At 32.4% G+C, this 22998-nt stretch carries 23 protein-coding genes, 1 tRNA gene and 1 pseudogene; 5 read left to right on the top strand and 20 right to left on the bottom strand.

The window, feature by feature from the left end:
* Window position 1 precedes the first annotated feature (1 nt).
* From EV142_RS18375 to pdxA, 4 genes are all read right to left on the bottom strand, one after another.
* Window positions 2–1000, bottom strand: a complete 999-nt coding sequence (locus tag EV142_RS18375; protein ID WP_132037306.1) for a beta-ketoacyl-ACP synthase III — start codon at window positions 998–1000, stop codon at window positions 2–4.
* A gap of 172 nt (window positions 1001–1172) precedes the next feature.
* On the bottom strand, window positions 1173–1367 hold the full coding sequence (gene rpmF, locus EV142_RS18370) for a 50S ribosomal protein L32 (protein ID WP_007137315.1): 195 nt from the start codon (window positions 1365–1367) through the stop codon (window positions 1173–1175).
* Between the two features lie 9 nt (window positions 1368–1376).
* The gene (locus EV142_RS18365) at window positions 1377–1919 is read right to left on the bottom strand and encodes a YceD family protein (RefSeq protein ID WP_132037305.1); all 543 of its coding nucleotides are present in this window, start codon (window positions 1917–1919) and stop codon (window positions 1377–1379) included.
* A 106-nt stretch (window positions 1920–2025) separates the two neighbouring features.
* Entirely contained in the window at window positions 2026–3075 is a 1050-nt protein-coding gene (gene pdxA, locus EV142_RS18360) for a 4-hydroxythreonine-4-phosphate dehydrogenase PdxA (protein ID WP_132037304.1), read from the bottom strand.
* Between the two features lie 57 nt (window positions 3076–3132).
* On the opposite strand from pdxA, the gene EV142_RS18355 reads away from it, so the two are divergent.
* Window positions 3133–3723, top strand: coding sequence for a riboflavin synthase (locus EV142_RS18355; protein WP_132037303.1), 591 nt, complete (start codon window positions 3133–3135; stop codon window positions 3721–3723).
* A 33-nt stretch (window positions 3724–3756) separates the two neighbouring features.
* Here the strand turns inward: EV142_RS18355 and EV142_RS18350 are convergent, their stop codons facing one another.
* Entirely contained in the window at window positions 3757–3990 is a 234-nt protein-coding gene (locus EV142_RS18350; protein ID WP_132037302.1) for a hypothetical protein, read from the bottom strand.
* A 657-nt stretch (window positions 3991–4647) separates the two neighbouring features.
* Between EV142_RS18350 and EV142_RS18345 the strand changes: the two genes are divergently transcribed.
* The 3 genes from EV142_RS18345 to EV142_RS18335 all read left to right on the top strand — a co-directional run bounded on the left by EV142_RS18345 (window position 4648) and on the right by EV142_RS18335 (window position 7669).
* The gene (locus tag EV142_RS18345; RefSeq protein WP_132037301.1) at window positions 4648–5859 is read left to right on the top strand and encodes a site-specific integrase; all 1212 of its coding nucleotides are present in this window, start codon (window positions 4648–4650) and stop codon (window positions 5857–5859) included.
* A 220-nt stretch (window positions 5860–6079) separates the two neighbouring features.
* Window positions 6080–7114, top strand: coding sequence for an RHS repeat-associated core domain-containing protein (locus tag EV142_RS18340; protein ID WP_132037300.1), 1035 nt, complete (start codon window positions 6080–6082; stop codon window positions 7112–7114).
* Between the two features lie 6 nt (window positions 7115–7120).
* Complete coding sequence (locus tag EV142_RS18335; RefSeq protein WP_132037299.1) at window positions 7121–7669, top strand: hypothetical protein; 549 nt, start codon at window positions 7121–7123, stop codon at window positions 7667–7669.
* A 473-nt stretch (window positions 7670–8142) separates the two neighbouring features.
* Here EV142_RS18335 and EV142_RS18330 read toward each other — a convergent pair whose 3' ends face one another.
* From EV142_RS18330 to EV142_RS18260, 15 genes and pseudogenes are all read right to left on the bottom strand, one after another.
* Window positions 8143–8319 carry a hypothetical protein gene (locus tag EV142_RS18330; RefSeq protein WP_158286342.1) on the bottom strand — a complete coding sequence of 59 codons (177 nt, stop codon included), beginning with the start codon at window positions 8317–8319 and terminating at the stop codon, window positions 8143–8145.
* An 8-nt stretch (window positions 8320–8327) separates the two neighbouring features.
* Window positions 8328–9188, bottom strand: a complete 861-nt coding sequence (locus EV142_RS18325; RefSeq protein ID WP_132037297.1) for a site-specific integrase — start codon at window positions 9186–9188, stop codon at window positions 8328–8330.
* A 256-nt stretch (window positions 9189–9444) separates the two neighbouring features.
* Window positions 9445–9948, bottom strand: a complete 504-nt coding sequence (locus EV142_RS18320) for a hypothetical protein (RefSeq protein WP_132037296.1) — start codon at window positions 9946–9948, stop codon at window positions 9445–9447.
* Window positions 9914–10873, bottom strand: a pseudogene (locus tag EV142_RS18315) (RHS repeat domain-containing protein); the annotation flags it as partial. The gene EV142_RS18320 and the pseudogene EV142_RS18315, both read right to left, overlap by 35 nt.
* A 192-nt stretch (window positions 10874–11065) precedes the next feature.
* Window positions 11066–11623: a hypothetical protein gene (locus EV142_RS18310; RefSeq protein ID WP_132037294.1), complete on the bottom strand. Its 558-nt coding sequence runs from the start codon at window positions 11621–11623 to the stop codon at window positions 11066–11068.
* Window positions 11624–11641: 18 nt separating this feature from the next.
* Window positions 11642–12661 carry a relaxase/mobilization nuclease domain-containing protein gene (locus tag EV142_RS18305; protein ID WP_132037293.1) on the bottom strand — a complete coding sequence of 340 codons (1020 nt, stop codon included), beginning with the start codon at window positions 12659–12661 and terminating at the stop codon, window positions 11642–11644.
* Window positions 12658–13038, bottom strand: coding sequence for a plasmid mobilization protein (locus EV142_RS18300; protein WP_132037292.1), 381 nt, complete (start codon window positions 13036–13038; stop codon window positions 12658–12660). The genes EV142_RS18305 and EV142_RS18300 overlap by 4 nt, the downstream gene beginning before the upstream one ends.
* Window positions 13039–13160: 122 nt before the next feature.
* Window positions 13161–14252, bottom strand: coding sequence for a toprim domain-containing protein (locus tag EV142_RS18295; RefSeq protein ID WP_238698758.1), 1092 nt, complete (start codon window positions 14250–14252; stop codon window positions 13161–13163).
* A 112-nt stretch (window positions 14253–14364) separates the two neighbouring features.
* Window positions 14365–15597 carry a primase-helicase family protein gene (locus EV142_RS18290; RefSeq protein WP_132037291.1) on the bottom strand — a complete coding sequence of 411 codons (1233 nt, stop codon included), beginning with the start codon at window positions 15595–15597 and terminating at the stop codon, window positions 14365–14367.
* A gap of 93 nt (window positions 15598–15690) precedes the next feature.
* Window positions 15691–16026: a helix-turn-helix domain-containing protein gene (locus EV142_RS18285; RefSeq protein ID WP_158286341.1), complete on the bottom strand. Its 336-nt coding sequence runs from the start codon at window positions 16024–16026 to the stop codon at window positions 15691–15693.
* A gap of 177 nt (window positions 16027–16203) precedes the next feature.
* Window positions 16204–17022 (bottom strand): hypothetical protein, encoded by an 819-nt coding sequence (locus EV142_RS18280; protein ID WP_132037289.1) that lies wholly within the window; start codon window positions 17020–17022, stop codon window positions 16204–16206.
* Window positions 17023–17172: 150 nt separating this feature from the next.
* Window positions 17173–17246, bottom strand: a tRNA-Ile gene (locus EV142_RS18275).
* Between the two features lie 146 nt (window positions 17247–17392).
* Window positions 17393–17797 carry a methylmalonyl-CoA epimerase gene (mce, locus tag EV142_RS18270; RefSeq protein ID WP_132037288.1) on the bottom strand — a complete coding sequence of 135 codons (405 nt, stop codon included), beginning with the start codon at window positions 17795–17797 and terminating at the stop codon, window positions 17393–17395.
* A 20-nt stretch (window positions 17798–17817) separates the two neighbouring features.
* Window positions 17818–20175 carry a hypothetical protein gene (locus EV142_RS18265; RefSeq protein WP_132037287.1) on the bottom strand — a complete coding sequence of 786 codons (2358 nt, stop codon included), beginning with the start codon at window positions 20173–20175 and terminating at the stop codon, window positions 17818–17820.
* Window positions 20135–21139, bottom strand: coding sequence for a hypothetical protein (locus EV142_RS18260; RefSeq protein WP_238698759.1), 1005 nt, complete (start codon window positions 21137–21139; stop codon window positions 20135–20137). The genes EV142_RS18265 and EV142_RS18260 overlap by 41 nt, the downstream gene beginning before the upstream one ends.
* A gap of 170 nt (window positions 21140–21309) precedes the next feature.
* Between EV142_RS18260 and EV142_RS18255 the strand changes: the two genes are divergently transcribed.
* Complete coding sequence (locus EV142_RS18255; protein ID WP_132037286.1) at window positions 21310–22998, top strand: Ig-like domain-containing protein; 1689 nt, start codon at window positions 21310–21312, stop codon at window positions 22996–22998.

Genomic DNA, 22998 nt, shown 5'->3' with positions numbered 1-22998 from the left:
TTTATTTTTTATCGTAAGCCCATTTTAGGTAAATAGATCCCCAAGTGAATCCACCACCAAAAGCGGCGAAAATAATATTATCTCCTTTTTTAAACAAGTGTTCAAAGTCGCTTAATACTAATGGCAATGTAGCTGAAGTTGTATTACCATATCTTTCGATATTCATTAATACTTTAGAATCTTCCAATTCCATTCTGCTTGCCGTCGCATCAATAATACGTTTGTTAGCCTGATGCGGCACTAGCCAATTTACATCTTCATTAGTCAAATTGTTTCTTTTCAGAATCAATTCGCTGGCATCTGCCATATTAGTCACTGCGTATTTAAAAACAGTTTTTCCGTCCTGAATGATATTGTGCTGTTTGTTCTGAACTGTTTCTAATGTAGTCGGGATCAGAGAACCTCCGGCAGAGATTTTCAGAAAATCGCGTCCTACACCATCACTTCTTAAATATTCATCCTGTAAACCTAAACCTTCATAATTTGGTTCGAATAAAACGGCTCCGCCTCCATCACCAAAGATAATACAAGTTGCCCTGTCTGTATAATCTACAATTGACGACATTTTATCAGCACCAATTAACAGTACTTTTTTATAACGTCCTGATTGTATATAAGCTGCAGCGGTAGACATACCGTATAAAAAACTGGAACATGCAGCCTGTAAATCGTATGCAAATGCATTTGTAGCGCCAATTTCTGTTGCAACAAAAACTCCTGTAGAGGCTACCGGCATATCTGCTGTGGCTGTTGCCATTATAACCATATCAATCTCTAACGGATCAATGTTAGCTTTCGCTATTAAATCCTGTGCTGCTTTTATGGCAAGAAAAGATGTTCCTTTATCAGCATCTTTAAGAATTCTTCTTTCTTTTATTCCGGTACGAGTGGTAATCCATTCGTCATTGGTATCAACCATTGTTTCCAATACTTTGTTTGAAAGCACAAAGTCAGGAACATAAGCTCCAACAGCGGTAATTGCGGCTGTGATTGTATTCATTATATTCTATTATTTCCTTTCAAATATTTCTATTTGAAAAATTTTTAAAAGACTTGAAAATTACAAAAAAAAACAAAGCGAATTTGTATCTGTTTTCTTAAAAAACGAAAGTTATAACCAACAAAAAAAACTCTCACTATGTGAGAGTTCCAGTATTATTTACAAAAACGTATTAAGCAACCGCTACAGATTTATCGATAACAACTTGCCCTCTGTAATACATTTTACCTTCATGCCAGTAAGCTCTGTGGTATAAATGTGCTTCTCCAGTAATTGGACATGTAGCGATTTGAGCTACAGTAGCTTTATAATGTGTTCTTCTCTTATCTCTTCTTGTTTTCGAGATTTTTCTCTTAGGATGTGCCATTTTACTATATTATTTATCCGTTAATAGTTTTTTTAATTTGTCCCAACGCGGGTCAATATCTTCTTCTTGTTTACTCTCTTGTTTTTGTTCTTTTACTGTTAGTTCGTTCAGTTTTGTCAAGGCTTCGGTTTGTAAACTTCCGTCTTTTACTCCTGGATGAACCCGTTTTAGCGGCACCGAAAGTGCAATCATTTCATAAATGTATTGTACTACATCTATTTCATGCTCTCCGTGTGGCAAAATCAACAACTCTTCATTATCATTGTTGAACTCATCTCCAAAGCGAACAATCAATTTCATTTTTCCTTTTAAGGGCAAATCAAAATCTTCGCTTGTCAGATCACAAGGCACATTTACTGTTCCTTTGTGTTTGAAATCCAACTCCATCATGTTGCTTTTCTTATCTAAAACTAAATTTACTTTGATATCCGAACTTTGAAATTCGTCGTAATCAAAGTTCTCAAAGAACGCATTACTTATTTGATACTCAAAATGGTGTTTTCCCAGCTTTAATCCTGCGAAAGGAATTAAAAATTCTTTTGTTTTGCTCATTTCAACATCAATTTGTCCAATCGCTATCTAAAACTCAGATACCTGAATTGGGGTGCAAAGATATAAAATTATTATAAAACTAATAATCTTATTCACCTTTTTTTGTTTATAACTGTTTTTCTTTTATTTTAAGAGGTTTTTGACTAATCTCCTCATACAGATTACGAGAGCGAAAAATATCAATTGCCAGATAAACGGCCTCCTTAAATGAATTATAATCTGCGATGTCTTTCCCAGCAATATCATAGGCTGTACCGTGATCCGGCGAAGTTCTGATCTTGTTTAAACCTGCTGTATAATTCACCCCTTTTCCGAATGATAATGTTTTAAAAGGAATAAGTCCCTGATCATGATAAGCTGCCACGACAGCATCATATTTTTCATATTGGCCGCTTCCAAAAAAGCCATCTGCCGGAAATGGACCAAAAACCATGGTTCCTTTTTCAAATATTTTTTTCAGGACAGGCTTTAGAATCAAATCATCTTCTTTACCGATTACACCACCATCTCCTGCATGTGGATTTAATCCCAAAACAGCGATTTTTGGCTTTACAATACTAAAATCCTCTATTAGGGACTTTCTTACCGTTTCTATTTTTCGCGTAATCAATTCTTCTGTCAAATGTGATGAAACTTCATTCAGAGGCACATGATCCGTAAGCAGACCCACCCTAAGATTATCCTGAACCATCATCATCAGCGCATTTCCTTCCAGTTCCTGATCCAGATAATCAGTATGCCCCGGAAATTTAAATTCTTCAGACTGAATATTATACTTATTTACAGGAGCCGTAACCAAAACATCAATCTGTCCCTCTTTTAAGGCTTTGGTTGCCGCCACAAAAGATTTTATCGCATATTCCCCCGTTTTCACATCATTGACTCCAAAGTTAACATCAACACCTTCTTTCCAAAGATTAAAGACATTGACTTTTCCGGGCACAACCTGATCTAATTTATCCACTCCGTGAAACTGAATGGCAGAGGTAACACTTTTTTTTACGAACGAAAGTATTTTGGCATTTGCAAAAATAACCGGAGTACACAGTTCTAACATGCGGGAATCTTCGAATGTTTTCAGTATAACTTCGCTTCCAATACCGTTTAAATCTCCTATTGAAATTCCAACAATAATATTTTCTGCTTTTTTATTCATGTGCTCAGTTTATTTATTACTAATTTTGATGTGCAAATTTAGTAAAATAAAACAACAATGTTTACAGGAATTATAGAAACCCTAGGAAGGATTCACGAAATACAAAAAGAACAAAGCAACCTTCATGTCACCGTTGAATCTTCTTTCACTAATGAATTAAAAATTGATCAAAGCGTATCACATAACGGAATCTGCCTTACAGTTGTTGCTATAAAAGACAACTTTTATACCGTAACGGCAATTGATGAAACGATCCTGAAAACCAATATAGGCGACTGGAAAGTCAATGATATTGTAAATCTGGAAAGAGGAATGAAACTCGGAGATCGTCTTGACGGACATATTGTACAAGGCCACGTAGACCAGACAGGAACCTGTAGTAACATCCAGGAAGCCAACGGAAGCTGGAATTACACTTTCGAATACGACAAAAACTTAAATAACATCACTATAGAAAAAGGATCTATAACGGTAAACGGAGTAAGTCTTACGGTCGTAAATTCAAAAACAAATGAATTTAGCGTGTCCATAATTCCTTACACTTTTGAAAATACCAACTTCAAAGATTTTAAAATCGGAACTAAAATTAATTTAGAATTTGATGTCGTAGGAAAATACATTTCCAGACTCTATTCTATAAACAAATAGTTACAAAATTCTATTAAAAAGAAAAGCTTCAGTTTAAACTGAAGCTTTTCTTTTTAAATTATATTGGTATAAAGTATAGGTTCCGAATAATAATGCAGCCATTATCAGAAATGTTAAACTCTGATCAATAGGAACACCAGGCGGTTTTGGTGTAGCTGCCGATTTAGCCATTACTGGCTTAGGAGGGGCATTAGTACCTGCAGTAACACTTGAAACACTAATCAAGGTTATAAAAAACACAAAAAAAATAGTTTTTGATATCTTCATAATTTTTAATTTGCTGAAAAACAGCATAATATATTATTAAAATCATTTTCCTTATTACAATTCTCACAAAAACAACGCTTTATGCTCAAATTCTTGACAAATGTATAAGATTTTCATTCAAATGCAAGTTTTAAAACAAAAAAAATAAAGTTTTAAAACAAAACACTTTAACGAAATCGTATTAGTTAAACATACGGCAATTTTACTTATTTGGTTTCAGAAAAAAATACAGTTTTAGCAAATTTAATAAAAATTTAATATGGTTGAAAAGCGTCCATTGAAAGAAATAAAATCAGCAGAATTTAAAAAGTATAAGATAACTTGATACCAAAATTTTCGTCTTGAAAATAAAAAAGCCTTACAAACAAAATGTTTATAAGGCTTCTGAAGAATTGACTGTGGTCCCACCTGGGCTCGAACCAGGGACCACCTGATTATGAGTCAGTTTTAAGTTATTTTAGAATAATTTATTTTTGCTTATTATATCTGTAAATCAGTGTTTTATGAAAATTAAATTATAAAATATATCATTATAAATGATAATATTTGTAGATTTGTTCGTCGATTGTTCGTCGATTTTTTACATGTTTTTCTAGTATTATAAGGCAATTTATCTTCAAATATTCGTCAAATTTATAAATTAAACCTTAAAACAAGATGATTTCTTACAAATTTATAATAAAAGCTACTACAAATACACAAGCAGAATACTCAATTAATCTCGCCTTTGTTAAAGATCGGGTAAACTCTACTTTATCAATTAATAAAAAATGTAAATATGAAGATTGGTCTTTTGACACCCAACGACTAAAAAAAACGCACAAAGAATACAAACAGATTAATGAACTAATAGAGAAGTATTCCAATCGAATTAACGAAATAATTTATGATTTTGAATCGGACGAAACTCCATTTACAATAAAAGATATCATAACTGAATTCAAAAAGAAATCAGGTAAACAGAAAGCTTTGAGTTATACTTATTTTCATGAGAATTTAATTGAAGAAATTAAAAATGAAGGAAAGCTGTCAACTAGTAGCATTGAAAAGGATACACTAAAATCAATACAACGCTTTTTGGGCAGAACCGAGATCACTTTTAGAGATTTATCTGTAGATACAATCTATAAATACCAATCCTTTTTAAATGCCAATAAAAATAGCCAGAGCACCATTGGTATAAGAATTCGAACTCTAAGATCGGTTTTTAATAAAGCAATTAAGAGGGAAATCATTCCTGCTTCTATGTATCCTTTTACTAAATTCAAAGTATCAAAGATTAAGGAAAGTGGTAAAAAAGAATACTTGTCTGAAGAAGAACTCGATTTACTGAAAAAAGCAAATTTATCTGAAAACAATGATATTATTGCTAGAGATATGTTTTTACTAAGCTATTATGGAAGAGGCATTAATTTCATTGACCTTATACAATTAAAGAAAAGGGACTTGTATAAAGAGACTATTACTTATAAAAGAAGTAAAACAGGAGTAATTGTAAATTTTAAATTAAATGATTTCTGGAAACAAAAAATTAGAGAATATGCCTCTCCTGTTGACTCTTTATATATATTCAATATCATTCACAATAATCAAGATTCTAAAACCTATATAAATAACAGAAAGGAAAAATTCCTAAAACTTTATATAAACAAGCCTATTAAAAAAATCATCAACGACTTGGGTATTCACAAAAACATCACTTACTATTGTGCAAGACATACATTTGCTACAATACTGAAATTTAATAATATCTCTGTAGATATTATTAAAGAAGCTTTGGGTCATAAAGATATTAAATCCACTATGTCTTACTTAAATACACTTCCAAGTAACACTTTAGATAAAATGATTGATGATATTATTTTTTAAATAAATGTCTTGTTTTTTATTTTTTTTTAAAAAATCGATTATTAAAATCATAAATGATAACATTATTCAAAACTTCAAATTTCATTAATTTACAAATGTTAAGTTATTTTGTATATTTTTACAATAAAGAAATTGAAGACTTTCTTTACATCTTTTATTAATTACATTATGTTCTTTCATATATTAACTATTCCAGCAAAAATATCACCCTTCTTTTGGAATGCTGGTACCAAACCGTCATGAAAGCTCGAAAGAGTATCGCTATGGTTTTAATGGAAAGGAAAAAGATGATGAAATTAAAGGGGGAGGATTACAGTATGACTACGGATTCAGAGTTTATGATCCTAGAATTGGAAAATTCTTGTCACAAGATCCTCTAACTAAAGATTATCCATTTTATAGTCCTTATCAATTTGCCGGAAACTCTCCAATTATGGCTATAGACTTGGATGGACTAGAGATGAAAATATCAACTACTGTATCAAGTTCTGAAAAAATAAATAGCACTTCATCAAAAATAACGATGGTTTTTAACACAGATATTCATTTTAAGGTTCTGAATGCAACAGGTGTTAAGGTAGAAGGCTTTGAAAAAGTAATAGAACAAGCTCAGCTCAACATTATGAAAACATATTCTGATCTCACAGGAACAGGAACACAATTAGGATTGACGAATTTCAAAGGCAAAAAAGTTAATGTAAATAAAGGAGGGATTTTTTATAATTATACAGTAACTAGTAAAGTAAAAACTTCCTATGAAATGATTACATCATTAGGGCAAATAAAAGCAAATGATTACGTTATAATACTTGGGGACGATAGATTAAAAGCTGTAACATATAAGGGGACTAATATTAACCCACCAGCTTATACTGATTTGGAAGGCCAAGTGATGATACTAGACATTAAAAATTTGGGTGCTAAATTGAACAGTAATGGAAGATACGATTTTAACGGTGGAGGAGAGGCTGTCAGAAGAATAAGTAATGTCATTAATCATGAGTTAGGTCATCAATTCAGTTTAGAAGATCAGTATACAGGTACTGGCATTCCTAATAAAGGATTTGAAAAGAATACCATGGGAAATTCCAATTATAAAAGTATAAATTTTGGTCAAAAAAATCAATTTCTCGCTTTCCTATTTAGATTTGCTGATAAATATAACATAGACAATACTTACCACTCATCTGAAAGTGCGAAAACATCAACAACAGCCAAGTTAAGCTCAAATAGTATAGCAACTCCTAAACTATAAATATTTATGAAAATTTTATTTTATTTAAATTTGTTTTTTGTTTTGTTTTTAATTAGCTGTTCAAACAGTGAGGAAAAATTAAAGTCACCTATTGAAAAAGTTAAAATTAAAAATAATAGCGGTGTACTATTGCTATCTGGTCAAATGAAAAACGATACATTACCATACGGGCTGTGGACGTTCTATAATGATAAGGAAAAATTAATTTTAGAGTTAGAGTTTAACGATTCCAATAACTTGTCAATTAAACAATATAGCAGGAATGGTAAGATAATTTATGATGCATATTACATAAACGGAAAACTGTTAGAAGAAAAAAAGTGTGCTGATTTTGAAAAAATAAATTATGATAATGGAAGATATTTATTTAACAAATATTTGGATCCTTATTTTAATAGTGAATTTGGGAAAATAAAAAAAGAAAGTTTAAGTGATCTGAAAATAAAAATTGATTTTCTTAGATCTAAATACAAAAATATTCCCATTTTTAACGATAATGAAATGAAAGCAATTGTATGTTTTTTCAATCCTAATGGAGCTAATATAAGATTATGATTTACTAGCTAAAAACAGCAATTTTCCGAAAGGTCTTTACAAATATTAAATTTATCGCATGCGCTGTGAATGTCTCTTGACTTCGCACACGCAACACTGATCCGAAGACAGCATCGATCCTAATAAAAAAACCTGGTATCAGATATGATTCTGGCACCAGGTTTTTCTTTTTTAACTCTTTATAACTCCTTAAACCTTAACCAAAAGAAAACTCATACTAAAAGTTATAGAGAGGGGGGAACGACAAATCATGATTTTTAACCTTAATTCTGGCAGTTTGACATTATTTTCGAACCCGTCATTTCTCCGTCACCGTACCGTCACTCTTCCGTCACTCCTCCGTCCAAACTTTTTTTGAGATTTTTAGAGCATTTGCTCTTTTTCAGTCAGATTGTCAGTCAAATCAGTAGCCTGAATTGTGATTTTATCACCGGTTAAATCGTCATTTTCTTTATTAGCAGTATTAGGTCCAATTAATAACTTTCCAGTTTACTATGCACTTTTTCAATCTCTTTGTCCATATAAGCCTGCGCATAATGTACGTATCTATTAAAAGAAGTGCTGGCATGACTGTGTCCGCTAATTTTTCGCACCAAATGTTCCGGCATCCCTAAAATTAATAAAGTGGTAATGGCAGTTCGCCGCATCATGTGGGAACTCATTTTATCGCAAAACCTATTTTTAACCAGATCTGTTTTTTTGTAATACGTTGTGTTTTACCTTGTTTTTCGCGGGAAACTTCTATTGGCGCTGTAAAGCCGGCTAGTTCCCCAATTTGTTTTAGGCTTTTATTAAAATTGAATAAACTGGTATTTCCAAAAAGCGGCGTTTTATTGTTGGTCGTTGCATAATGCTGAAAAATAGTTACGGCATAAGCAGAAAGTTTGATAAAACTAAAGGTTTTGGTTTTCTTGGATTTAAGCTTCAGGTACCAATCGTCTTCCATTTTTTCGAAGTTTTTATTGGTCAGTAAAAAAATATCGGAATACCGTAAACCAGTGGTACAACCAAACACAAAGATGTCTTTGATTCGTTTGTAACTCGGAATAAGGGTTTGTTCAAATTCTTTGTCGTGAATTAAAAACTTAAGTTGTTCCGGTGATAAAACAAAGATTTCGATTTCTTCTTTTCTTACATAAAACAGACGCTGAAAATCACCCGTATTTAAATCCTTGTCGTTTTTCAGGTAATTAAAAAAGACCCGGATCACTTTTATATTAGCCCCCACATAATTGTCGTGACAGCCCTTTTTATAAAGGAAATCAGTAAACTTCTGATAGAATTTTTTCCAATAGCTTTTCTCGGAAGTTAGTTCCCTTTTATCCAGTTTTGCGGCATCACAAATACGCAGTTCAAACTTAGTGTCACTCGAAAACTGAATTAAATTTTGTAAGACATATTTATAATTATCTATCGAACTGGATTTTATTTTTTCACCATTTTTTTTGAGTGGCTTACCCGTTTCCGTTTCTCTGATGAACTGTTTGAAAAGCGGAATAATGGGACTCGTTTTTTTCATGGTTGTGGTTTTGTGGTTTGTGCCAAAAATACAATTTTAGGTGAAAGTGAAACTATGGATACGCATAAATAAAAAAACTACAACTTTTTTAGGGTTGTAGTTTTTATTGTTTTCTTGTTTTAATCAATGCCTTTTGAGTATTATCGTTGCGGGTGCGAAGTCAGGAGACATTCGCACAGCCACACGATAAATTTATTATTTTTAAAGAACTCTTCAAACATTGGGGTGACATTTACCACACACAAGACAAGATTTGTTATTTAACTCTTCGGACATCGAGTAATTCTTTATAATATGAACACCAATCTATTCCTAGATCACTTAAGTATTCAAGTTCACCTTTATTCATATTACTCCATTCCAAAAAATCCTTATTTGTTCCAATAAAAAAAGTAATGACTTTTATGTCAGAATCTACACATTTAGAACTAATAGTATTATTTGTTAATTGAAAAATATAACGATGTGAATCCCTCAAATCTGTTTTTGAACCAATGGGCACACATTCAATTTCTACCTTATTTTGTATAAAAATAAAATTCTTATTCATGTCTGTTTCTGATATATGAGAAAGACCATCATTATTAATTTTAACAAGTTCAGTATTTGTTAAATCGTCAAATATAAAGACCGCACATACACCCGTAAAATCTTTATTAATAGAATATACAAGTATTTCAGAGTTACACGAACTCAGGAGTAGTAATATTATAACTCCTAAAACATTATTTTTTTTTCTCTTTATAATCCTCTCTATCATCTTGTTTATTCCATACTTTTTTATCCTCGAATTGCTTATTCCAATCGTCTAATGATTGTAATTTTTGTTGACCATTTTTATCTTGAGTGAAAACTCCTAAAAAATTACCATCTTTATCTGTTGAAATAAGCAATGATCTTTTACTTAAAATATTATCCTTTCCATCACCATAAACATCTGTTAATGGACCTCCATTTGCAGTCGAAGTTCCTAAGAAAAGACCATTTCCAACTGAATCAAAAATAATAGTTTCTTGAGCTGGAAACACGTTGCCTGTGATGGTGGCATCAATTTTAACATTATTCGAATTATCAATTTTATTAATTTCAATTTTAAATTGGATATCAATAGGAGGTCCAACATTCATCCCATTTTTAGCTTTATAAGATCCTTGAACCATCATGTTTTTAGATTTCTTATTGCCATACCCCTTAGCTTCAATACTTTGATTAGTTATTTCCCATTTACTACCACCAATAGAAGCAGTGGAGGCTTGTGAACTAATTTCCTTTCCTAATGTAAATTTATCTAAATCAATATCTAATTTAACATGAATTCTTGCAGAGATTTTTTTATAATTTGCTATTTGAAATTTGGTTCTATCATCCGCTTTACCTTCAAAAAGTATTGATCCTTCAAATGATCCCCGAGGAGCAAAACTACGACCAACAACACTATATTTCTCTAAACCTTCTAATTCAATAAATGCTATAACACTATTTTCACTAAATGCGTATGGCGAATTATGAGGATATTTTTTAAACAAAGGGTCCACTGCAAAGAAACGTCCAATCCTTGGATCATGCATTCTAAAAGTATAATTAATTGAATTCCCTTCCCCTTTTAGTTCCTTGTCTTTCTCCTGCCCCTGGAACCCATAACGGTATTCTTCGGTGTCGGCATGACGATTGGGTACCAGCATTCCAAAAGGATAATAAACTAATCAGCCTCTACCCAACAAACATAAGAACTTTTACGAAATAAATATAACTTAAAAATGCATCTTTTAAGCATTTTATGAGATATTAACTTAATAAAAAAAGTTCTTTCCTATTCATTAAGACTAAAATCTTAATAAGTTATATTAATAATCATTAAAAAAATCACTTATTGACTATTATTTATTTTCTAATGAGTTTATATAAGCTTTTTTCATAAGTTTTTTAGTTTCTTTATTGTTATTATCATACATATACTCCCAAGCTTTTCTTAACCTATCATTTTGAATTTGTTGTATTTCAATTTCTTTGTTATTGTCGCTATAATGTATTCCCCAGTTATAAAGATTGCTTAGGGCTACCATTATAGCAAGCCATAAAAACCACCTGCTGAAAACAATTTTATAAAACAATTTCGCATCCTGTTCCGGAAATAACAAAATCTGGAATTTCTTAACGATATTTTTTGGCTGCCTGCCAATCATATATTTTATGTCTAGAAAACCTTTTTGAAGAATAGCTTCAATTTGCTTAATATCCAATTGTTCTGAAACATTTTTTTCTATTCTATGTTCCTTTTTAAACACATCGATTTTATCCTCTACATTCTTAACTGCAGTAATAAGCGCCTCAATATGCTGATTGTTTGTTTTCTGTTCCAGTGTAAATTCCTCCAGTACTAATTGTAAGGTCTCTCTTTCTATATGTCCTTTGTCTGTATTTGAATTTGTTTCCATATTTTTTATCTTTTAATATCATCTCCTTAATGCTGATTTCTTCTTTTTCTTTTGAGGAATTCTCTGTAATTCAGGATCGATATAATCCGGCTCATATTCAGAATTCATTAATTGTCCTATAGCTCCTAAAACCTCTTTAACAACTGTTTCTCCTGGTCTATCTAAACTATAGCTTTGCTTTTCTTTGTTTTGTTTTTCAGTGTTAAAAGAATTAGATATTGACTGACTATCTCTATCATAATTTTTTTCTTCACCAGCATTTCTGATGGCATAATGTTGTTTCTGATGTAATATCTTTTCAATTTTCATCAATGAAAAACCAACTTCGCTTCCTTTTATTTTTACTTTTTTATCATCTATAAAAGAAATTCCCCTGCCCTTAAGAACTTTATAACCCAACTCCCTCATATGTATTTCAAATTCTAAATAGGAACTGGCATATTTTAATGTCTGTTGAATATTTTCTTTAAGTTTTTCTTTCCTGCTGTCATGGCGAGGCAGTAGTCTATCTTTAGGAGAAAGGAATGCTCTTGGACTCAATACTTCTTGAAGATCGTATTTTTTTTCAAGCCGACGACAAAGTTCAGCCATGCGTTTATAGCTATTGCTATCATTGGCAACCTTACCATCAAAGCCAACTCGATTGGCTGCAATGTGAATATGCTGTTCTTTGGTATCCTTATGTAGCACACAAATATATTGGTTGTCTGCTATACCAAACTCCTTGGCGCATTCTCTTCCAACTTCTCTTAATTGTTCTTTGGTCAATATATCTTCCGGGGCTAGACGTAAGGTGAGATGCAACATTGGTTTTTCAACACGCCTGCTTAATCTCCTAACATCTTTAAACTGCTCTGTAAGCTCATACTTGTTGCCAAAGCATTTATTATATTCTAATACTTCTGCTCGTTCTTTATGCTGCAAATGGTCTTGCATTGCAAGTCCAAGTTTTTTCTCCTCAGACAATTCTTTTTTATCTTCCAGACAGTAGCTAATGCAATGATAAAAAGAGCTGCCTATGCTTACATGACCTATCATGATATAAAGTTTTTAATTTGGACAGCAAGATCTTTAACCTGACCTGACTGTACTTTTAATTCTGCCCGTTCAAGGGGGTTTAATTCATCGTTACTGTTTCTCTTTTTAGCGATTTGGTTCAGGTTGGCAGCCATGTGGTTGAGCATTCCTGTAAAACTTAGAATTTCTTTTGGAAGGGCTTTATTTTTATAATCAATCTTTCCCGTGAGTCCAATTTCACGAAGGTATTCGGAAACGGTTAGATTTACTTTTTTAGCTTTAGATTCAATTATTTTACGCTCGTAGAGTGTACATTTAATTGCCATAAGTTGGTCTCTTTTTATCGCCTTTTTCGGTCTGCCTCCTGTATTTTTTTTAGTTTCATTCTGTTGTTCCATAATCTTTCATCATTTATTTTTTGAATGCGGCAGCATGAAAAAAATCCTCTCAACGAATGCGATAGCATGAGGGGAGCCAGCGTTTTGGTTTTACCAAAACATAGCTGGCTACCACTCGAACGTCATATAGATCGCCTAAAACTATGACCTCGTTTAACTTGCTGTTTCTGGTTTAACCATTCGTTTAAATCTTTCTTTTTCTCATATAATAAACTTTGGTCGATATATTTTGCAGAATCTCTTTGTAGGGCTTCGCAAGTACATTTTATACCTCCCGTATCTCTGTCTAAATAGAGATCAACTGTCTCATGTTTTTCCATTAATTCTAGAGACTTCTTAAAAAAAGATAGAGAATTTAGTATCAGGAAATTTGTTTGTAGGTTAACCGATTTTTGATTCATCATTTTATAAGAGAGGTAGTCAAAAAAGCCCTCGAAAACGGCTACTGATTTTGCTTGCCTATCTATGAAAGTGATATCTTTTGGTGAGCTGCTGCCTTTAAAATATTCATTTCTGAGTTCGTATCCTCCTGAAATATTCTGAAATCCAATAGCAGTATACTTTCGATTATTTAAACAAAAATCAACTTCTTTACAATGTTGTCTTGCTATCTCATGCGAAATGCTTCGGCTATTTAAATAAGCCATAAGGAACTTATTTTCTAATGTGCGTACATCAACAATAACAATTTTGTCATGGACATTAGCTTTTTTGTCATTTACAATTCTTTGATTTGAAGATTGTCGATTCTCATTCTTAGAAGATAAACTTATCCCTGAGGAAATACTACTGCCATTTAAAAGCTGTAAAAATTCAGAAACTGTACATCTAAAATATTCAATTCCAAAATCAACTACATTTCCTCCCTTGCCTAATCCATGGTCATACCATAAATTAAGTTTTTGATTCACTTTGAAAGAGGGTGTATTTTCATTTCGAAATGGCGATAGATACCAATGATCCTGATTTTTTATTTTTGATGGCTCATGTCCTAATGTTTCAAGATAATTGACCAAATCAATTTGATTTGCAATTTTACAATTGAACTTTTCCATAATTGCTTTTTTTAATAAATCTTCTATTTGATTTCGAACAAGTTTGTTCATTTGCTGATGAAAAAAAATAACTATAATTTTTGCTTTTTTTGATATTTTGATGCAAATATCATCTAACTGACTGACTACGTTAACATTAAATCGCATCAATAACTGCATCAGTGCATCACTTTATTTTTGTCCTGCATCAGTTTTGCATCAAAAAAGATTGTTTTTTAGTTTGATGCAAGCTTTGATGCAGATCTGTTTAGCTCAATTACAAGACTTTACACTAATTTCGCATCAAAGCATCAAATATTTTATAAAACAAAATCTTTTTAATGGTATAAAAGCGCCCTCTTCGATCTATTTTTATATACTCACCATGCGACAATAATTCAATTCCACAATAAGACTTCGTATTGTCTTCAGGCGTAAAACCCCATCGTTTGAGAATATTTCTTATTTCATTAGCAGAAATATCCATTCTGTTATTTTGCTTTCTCAGTAGAATAAAAAGATCATTAGGAGCTAATTTCAACTCATCATCTTCCATTTTTTCAAAACATTCATGAATCAATTCAAGCATTAGTATTTCTTCTTTATTTCGATTTACAAGCTTTAATAGAGAGGGTGTCATAATCTGCTCGGGTTTAAACCACATTCTAGTTTTTTGCTCGGAAAAATAATTTCTCATTTGCAGATACTTTAAGAAATACGGAATTTCTTTGTTCAGTTTTTTAAGAAAGAATACATCTTCTGTATTTATAGTGCGAATCTTACGAATCCAAAAACGGATTTCTTCTTCGTCGATTTGGATAAAATTGTCTTCATTATTAGAACAAAGGATAAATTTTGCAAAGAATTCGATTTCTTGCCGATCCTTTCCTTTTGCTTCTACTTTATCTTTGTCGGTTGTTGAAAGATATTTTAAACGTTCTGTAATTTCTTTTTTATCAAAAAAGACTTCATCAATTGCCACAAGTAACATACTTGCCCAATCAGAATTAAACTGCGAGCCAAATGAATCCCCTTTTATGTAAGTCATATTCATTCCAAAAATTGATTTTAACCACTTTATGAAAGAACTTTTTCCAGTCGATCGCTCTTTGCTTACTAAACAGAGAATTGGTAACGTTTGCGTAGGTTTTTCATATAAAAGCTTTACATAGTCTAAGCCCAATTCACTTTGTTCTCCAAAAATATGGTGGATAAACTTCAAAGAATTCGGAATTAATTTTTCCAATTCATCTATTGAAAAATCTTTATCTATTGGTTGATTTGGCAGTTCATGATAGGTATTATAAAAATCAGCTACGATTTGTTCGTATCCAAAATGGTTAGGGATACAACAAAAGCCATCTAATTTGGATATATCGTTTAAAAATGATTTTCCGTGATCGGTAATGATTGTTTCCCGATTCCATCGAACCATTACTTTTACTTTATCACCTGAAATCAAAGGCTTGTCTATAATTTTGAAGTAGGAAGTCCCTACTCGGATATAAGGAATATCTAGGTTCATAAGATTCAAATTACAATCCTTCCAGTTTTGTCGTAAGGATTTGATTAAAAGACAACAAATTTTTATGCGTTTTATTTGTGAGAGTTAAACGCATTATTTTTTCCAAAAAGCAGCATTTTTATTTTCAAGATCTTCGGTAGTATTTATGATTTCTCCGTTTAAATAATCCAGAAGATCCTCTTTTCTAAAATAGATTTTCTTCTGACCTTTTTTCTTGGAATATCTAATTTTTCGTTGGTGGGTGAGTTGATAAATGTATTTGACCTCAATCGATAAAAACTCGGCAGCTTCTTCAGAGGAATAAACATCTTTACTATTTAAAGATAATTTCATTAATGCTTTCTTAATAAAAGCATCTTGTTTGTTCGCTAGTTCCTGTACGATCAATTCTAATCGATCAATTTTTGAAGTAAAATTACTTGTGTCCATGATTCTATTTTTTGAATTAAGAGACAAGTGTACAGAGGTTTGATGAAGTAAAAAATCGTGTAAAAACATTTTACACATCTAAAATAAACCATACTGATTAATACCCAAGTAGGGTAAATCATTATAACTTACTTTATTTGAAAAATCAGATTGCAGTAATAAAATTTTACAATTAGGTTAGTCTAATTTTTCAAATAATCGGGTAAAATCATTACTGTGTAATATTTTCTCTTTTTGGTTTATTATGATAAACATATTCAGAAAATCAATGATTTTGGTATTGGATCTATCTTTTATTTGAGAATTCCAGTTCTTCTGAATATTGAAAAGTGAAGCTAATATTTCAACTATATTCTGTTTGGAATTTCTTTTGTTGTCAATTTTTATAGCAATTGATCCTTCTTTTATTTTTATTCCATTACAAAGTTTATAAAGATTATCAATCGAAAATTGGTCTTGAAAAACATCCTTATGTTTTTCTATAATCAATTCAAATTCTCTTGAGTCAATCTGTTTAATAATATCTCCATTAGATAAATTTATCACATCTTTAAAACTGACACCATTTTGAATTGACGAAATAGCTTTGCTTTCTTCAAAAACTACTTTCCTTTCTTTAAATATTTCTTTAGGGTTTAGAATATACTCATTTAAAATTTTTAAAATATGTACTGGAGTTTTTATTTCAAACAGATAAAGCAAAATGAATTGAATCAAAACAAGTAGAAAGGTATAAAATGTTTGATTATAAATATCTGAATTCTTCGAAATTTCATTTCCAAAGACGATTCCTAAAAAACAAGATAACAGGAAAAGTGAACACAAGATTATCAATCTACTTTTATTAATTCCGATATAATAAGTAAATTTTTCTTCAGCGTATAAATTTATCAAAAGAGGTTTGACAATGAAAAATAATCTAAAAAGTAAGAACACGGGAAAACCAATCTTTGCAAAAAATAACACAAACGTTATGATGTAGATATAAATTTCCATGTTCAATTAGTTAGCTTCGATAAAAATAAGCAAAACTAATTAAAAATAAAGCAAGTCTTTTTTTACATCATTTTTTAAAAATGTTCGTCAAATGTTCGTCGATTAAAACAAAAAAGCCTTCACATATTTGCGAAGGCTTGATTTTACTAGTGGTCCCACCTGGGCTCGAACCAGGGACCACCTGATTATGAGTCAGGTGCTCTAACCAGCTGAGCTATAGGACCGGTTTGAGGATGCAATATTACTACTATTTTTTATTCACTGCAAATATTTTACAGTATGATTTTTATTTAATTTCAAATAGGCCGGCGTATTTTCAAGAACACAATTGATTTTCAACACCTTATTTAATGTGGGAAAAAGGTTTTTTTTATTTAATTTCCTGACAAAGCTCCACTAAAACTCCATTTGTATTCTTTGGATGCAAAAAAACAACCAGTTTGTTGTCTGCGCCCCTTTTCGGAACTTCGTTTATCAATACAAAACCCTCATTTTTCAGGCGGGTAATCTCCGCCCGAATATCTTCGACATCAAAAGCGATGTGATGAATTCCTTCTCCTTTTTTCTCTAAAAATTTTGCAATCGGACTTTCCGGATTAGTTGCCATCAGCAGCTCGATTTTATTGGTTCCGGTTTGAAAAAACGAAGTCAGGACTCCTTCACTTTCGACCGATTCCATTTTGTAAGACGGAACGCCTAATAATTTTTCGAACAGCACATTGGCGTCCTCCATGTTTTTAACTGCAATTCCGATATGTTCTATTTTATTTACCATTTCTCTTAATTCAATTATAATTATTGACTCACATACGTATTGAAATAACCACATTCAGCAATTACGTCCTGATAGTATTTGGTATCCGAATATTCTTTTTTCAGGGTTTTAAAACCGTTCCAGGCAATAAAATTGATTTTATCGTCATCAGCTTCCCACCAATTTTTCAAATTGTTGTACTTGTTATTATAATAGGCATTGCGTTCGCATTTCGCTATCATGTAAATACATTTCGCCTTTTGTTCTTTTGTTGTGGCAGCCTCGAATGCTTTTTGATAATACATTTTTGGAATATCACAATTGGTGATCATCTTTTTCATGGAGTCCCTGAACGTATACGGACTGGAACCAGAACCTACAATACTTGTTTCGTAAAAAGTCCTGCCGTTCCCAAAATGAGTGATATTATAGAAGGCATTCCCAAGCAGCAAACTATTGGTGTAAACATCCTCTTTCTGAGCGAGTTTATCCTGCATGGACTTTACGGTAGTTAGAAAATCAATTTGAGAATATTTCTTTTTCTGATACGCCACATGATCACAATCGTGACAATCTTTTATACTTCCGTTAAACGGATTTCCCAAGAATTGACTATACTGAACAGAATCTGTTTGCTGTAAAAAAGCAATTGCTTCCGGAATTTTATTTTTGAAAGTCGCCTGAACCGCCTGAAAATTATTAATATCTTTTAATTTCAGACTATAGACTCCTGCGCCAATATTCTCAATTTCCGTTTTATTAGGTTTGACTAAAAATGCTTTCATATCCAACAAAACCTTTTCATTATCATAAAAAGCATTTCCTTCGTTCCAATAACTATAGCGGGATTCGCCAAATATCTCAGCCATGACCGGATTTCCTTTTTCCTTGTAAAGGGTCGACAAATAACTTCTGCTCCACGAGACTGCATTTTGGTATCGAAATTCCTGTCCTTTATAGGTTTTTGGAAGTTCGTAATACAGCCAGTTCAGATCGGCCAGGATTGTCTTTTCGTTTTTATCGGTGAGTTTGTCAATTTTACTCATGTTATTTACAAAACGAAGCAACCTCAACTGATACCCTGCCAATTCTGTTTTTGGCAGGATTTTTTCGGCTTTGTCAAAATTCTTGTCAGCGTTTGCATAATCACCTTTTAAAGTCTGTAAATATCCCAGCACTAAATCCCACACGTACGGACGCTCTGTATTTCCTGCAGCCGAAATTTTCGAAATTAAGTCAAAAGCACTTTTATTCAGCTTAGCCTGGTTCTCCGATTTGTTCTCTGCAATGGTCTGCTGTTTCAACGGAACATTCTCTTCTGCCTTTTGCTGAAAAGAATTATTGATTTCCTGCTCTTGTTTGTTTACCAATCGTGTGACCAGATAATTCAGATGTTCGCTTTTCGGATCTAATTCGTAAATCTTCTCGATCGCTTGTTTCTCATCCTTATAATAGCCGTGAATGGCCCAAAGCGCGGCTTTTTCTTTATTGTTTTTGGCCATTGCCAGAGATTTATTCCAGTCTGCATCGTTTTGCGGATGAAAACTATACGCAGTCACCACTCGCATTGCAGGGCATTTATCAAACACCTGAGCGTATAAATAATTGGAAACTGCATATTTTTTTTGCTTGTAATTGATTCCGGCCACATACGAAAGTGCCCTGTAATACAAGGTGTTTTTAGGAACTGAAGCCTCGGTTTTATTAAAAAACAAAACTGCCTTTTGCTTGTCATTACTGTAAAAACGCGCTTTTACGGTCAGGAACCAATATCTGTTTTTCAGGAAGGGATCTGAGGTTGTATTATAAACATTTTCAATAGACTGAATCAGCTTTGGATCATCGAATGTTTTTGCGACCACAGGATCATAACTCCAGTAATCATCACCGATAGAAACGGTTTCTATTTTTTGCGCCAGGTATAGAAATTCAATGAAATTTTTGATTTTATCGTCTTTCAGGCTGATTTTTTTACCCCATTTCAACGAAGTCTTATTTTCTTTTTTAGTTTTATAAAAAACATGAAGCTGTTCTATTTCGGGTTTATTTTCCGGGGTTTTACCTCTGTCTTCATAAGAAGCTGGCTGATCCGGACCAATCAGGAAATAATTTACCGTTGCCGCAGCTGCTTTTCCTTTCAGATAAGTTTGCCAGTCTGTTTTTATATCTTCATTAAAACGGGAATTATGTTGTGTATCATAATCAATTCCGTAAAATATTCCGCCTGATAAAAAAAGTGGCGTATAGGATTTATCTGCAAATGTTTCCGGCGTAAAATTCGAATTGTAACCAAAATAATCCCAATCGTCTCCGCCTCCACAGGCGTAAATTATTCCGTATACAAAAAGTAAAGAGGCACTAGAAACAAGAAATAACTTGTTCAAAAATATTCTTTTCATAGTTTTTTAAATTGAATTCGTCTAAATCGTAAAATATAATTTCTTTTGGCTGTTGCACTATGTTCTCCTGCAGCTCTTTGCCCATTTGTTTTAAATCTTCTGCCCTGATTGCCTCAATTTTCAGCAGGTCATTTTCTTCGTAAAAGATCCCGTTTTTATAATTGGAATGTTTGGCCTTAAAAAATACAGCACTCGTTTGTTCAAAATTTTTATCGTTCTTCAGTCCATTCACATTCATTTTCGAACGCAGGCCAATTACCTTTTGATTCCTGATATGAACGCCCCAGGAATAGACCGGCAAAGCAAAATCAAGAGGGAGCGGATAGTTTTTCAGACTCTTCAAATATCGTGCTGCGATTTTGGAATCGTATACCGAGTTTAGCGAATCAGGTGCAATTGAACCCATGTTGTAATACATCAAAACTCCGGAATCGACGTTTGGAATTTTTGTCTTTTTAAAATATTTCACCTGATGCAGCCGAATCGTAGCCGAAAGTTTCTTTTGTGAACGCTTTTTAAATTTTTCAATAAATTTCAGATAATTGTCTTTACTCGAAAGTGTCCAGTCACAATCGATCTGGATTTCCTGACAATCCATTTTGTTTTTTTTATTGATTTCGGCAATCAGTCGAAATGTTTTTTCAACCAGATCATCAATATCGAGATTCTGTTTTAACAGGACTTTATTTTTGATAAAAACGACCGGAACGACCGTAAAACGGCTCGCATTTTCCTGAAAACGAATGGGGGAAATCGGAATGGGCTCCTGATTCTGAGGATGTAAACCAATATCGAAATAACGAATATAAAGTTTACGGACATCATTGTCCTTTAAAACTTCTTTTTCTGTTTCGGATAATTTAAAAATGGTTTTCCAATAATAAAAAGAGACAACCGGCGCTTCTTTTTTACTACAGGACAGCAGCAAAAAAAACACGAAACCCACTATAATATTCTTTTTCAAAACCAGTTAAATTAAAAACAAAACCAAAAGTAAGAAATTATAACGCATTTTCGGATCTGCAGGCAAAGAAACCGTGAAAGATAAAAACTGTAAATACTAATAAAGGCATAAAAAATTTCTATTAAAGCAAATATAATTGTTATTTTGTGGAATAAAATTCAAAACCTGTTATGTTGAAAAACACACTGAAATATATTTCATTTTTATTGTTGTTACTAATGATGAGCTGCGCCAAGAGGGGCAGTATTACTGGTGGATTAAAAGATACTCTTGCTCCGGTTCTGATCTCCAGTTCCCCTAAAAACCTTAGTACTGATTTTAAAGGAGATGAAATCACTTTGACATTTGATGAATATATAAAGCTTAAAAACATAAATAAGCAGCTGATTATTTCACCTCCAATGAAACATGAGCCGCTGATTACTCCAACAAATGTCAGCAGATTTATCACAATTAAACTGAGAGATACTTTACAGCCGAACACGACCTACAGTCTGAACTTTGGCCAGGGCATCACAGATAATAATGAAGGAAATGCTTATAACCAGTTCAAATATGTTTTCTCGACAGGATCTTACATCGACTCGCTTAGCCTTAACGGAAAAATCAAAGATGCTTACGAAAAAAATGTAGACAATTTTGTTTCGGTAATGCTTTATGAGGTGAATGACAAATTTAAAGATTCGGTTATTTACAAAGAAAACCCAAGATATATTACGAATACATTAGACAGTATGAGAACTTTTAAATTTGAAAATTTAAAAGCCGGAAAATATCTTTTGCTTGCCTTAAAGGACAAGGGGAGCAACAATAAATTTAATCCGAAGGATGATAAAATCGGATTTCTTAAAAGTTACATCACTGTGCCCAACGACTCGGTTTTTGAGGTAGAATTATTTAAGGAAACCCTTCCGTTAAAAACCTTCAAACCCATACAGGCTTCCGGTAACAGATTGTTGCTTCCGTATGAAGGCAAACAAAACTTTAAGAATTCGAAACCAAAAATTGTCCTGAAGAACAATACTGAAGTTCTCGAGACTATCGTAACCCAATTTCCAAAAAAAGATTCGTTACAGGTTTGGTATAAACCCCTAAAAGCCGACTCCTTATCTTTAGAAGTAGAAAGAGAAAGTTATAAAAAGAGGTTTACTGTTAAAATTAAAGACCAGAAAAAAGACACCTTAAACATAAAGGCCGTACAAAACGGAATTATCAATTTCAGGGACCGTTTCACTTTAGAGACCGAAACGCCTTTGGTGAAATTTGATAAATCTAAAATCAAATTAGTCAATAAAGATTCCGTAGCCGTAGATTTCACAACAGAGTACGATGAATTTGACCAAAAAATGTATGTTGATTTCAAGAAAGAGCCTTTAGAAAAATATCATTTTACCTTTTTTCCGGGCGCTTTAACGGATTTTTACGAAAAGGCAAACGATACGTTATCGTATAAGCTAACTACAAAAGAACTGGCGGATTACGGAAATTTAATATTGAATCTGAAAAATGTAAAACGTTTTCCTATAATTGTACAATTGACCAATAAAAAAGGAGACATCATATTGGCGGAGGCTTATTCTGAAGGCGAGACCAAAATTGAATTCAATCTGATAGAGCCTAATGCGTTTACAATTCGCGTTATTTACGATGATAACAAAAACAAAATATACGATCCCGGAAGTTTTCTGGAAAAAAGACTTGCCGAGGAAGTTTACTATTATCAGCAGGAATTTGATGTCCGAGCCAATTGGGACCGAAATGAAACAGTAGATTTAAGCATTCCTTTCAGCCCTGAAGTGGAGAAAAAACTGGAAGACAAAAAGAAAAAAGAGGACGCCAAGAAAAGGAAAGCTTTTTAA

This window comes from Flavobacterium circumlabens, assembly GCF_004345565.1.
Taxonomy (GTDB): Bacteria; Bacteroidota; Bacteroidia; order Flavobacteriales; family Flavobacteriaceae; genus Flavobacterium; species Flavobacterium circumlabens.
Note: the sequence above shows the minus strand (reverse complement) of the source record. Positions and strands in the feature narration are given on the sequence as shown.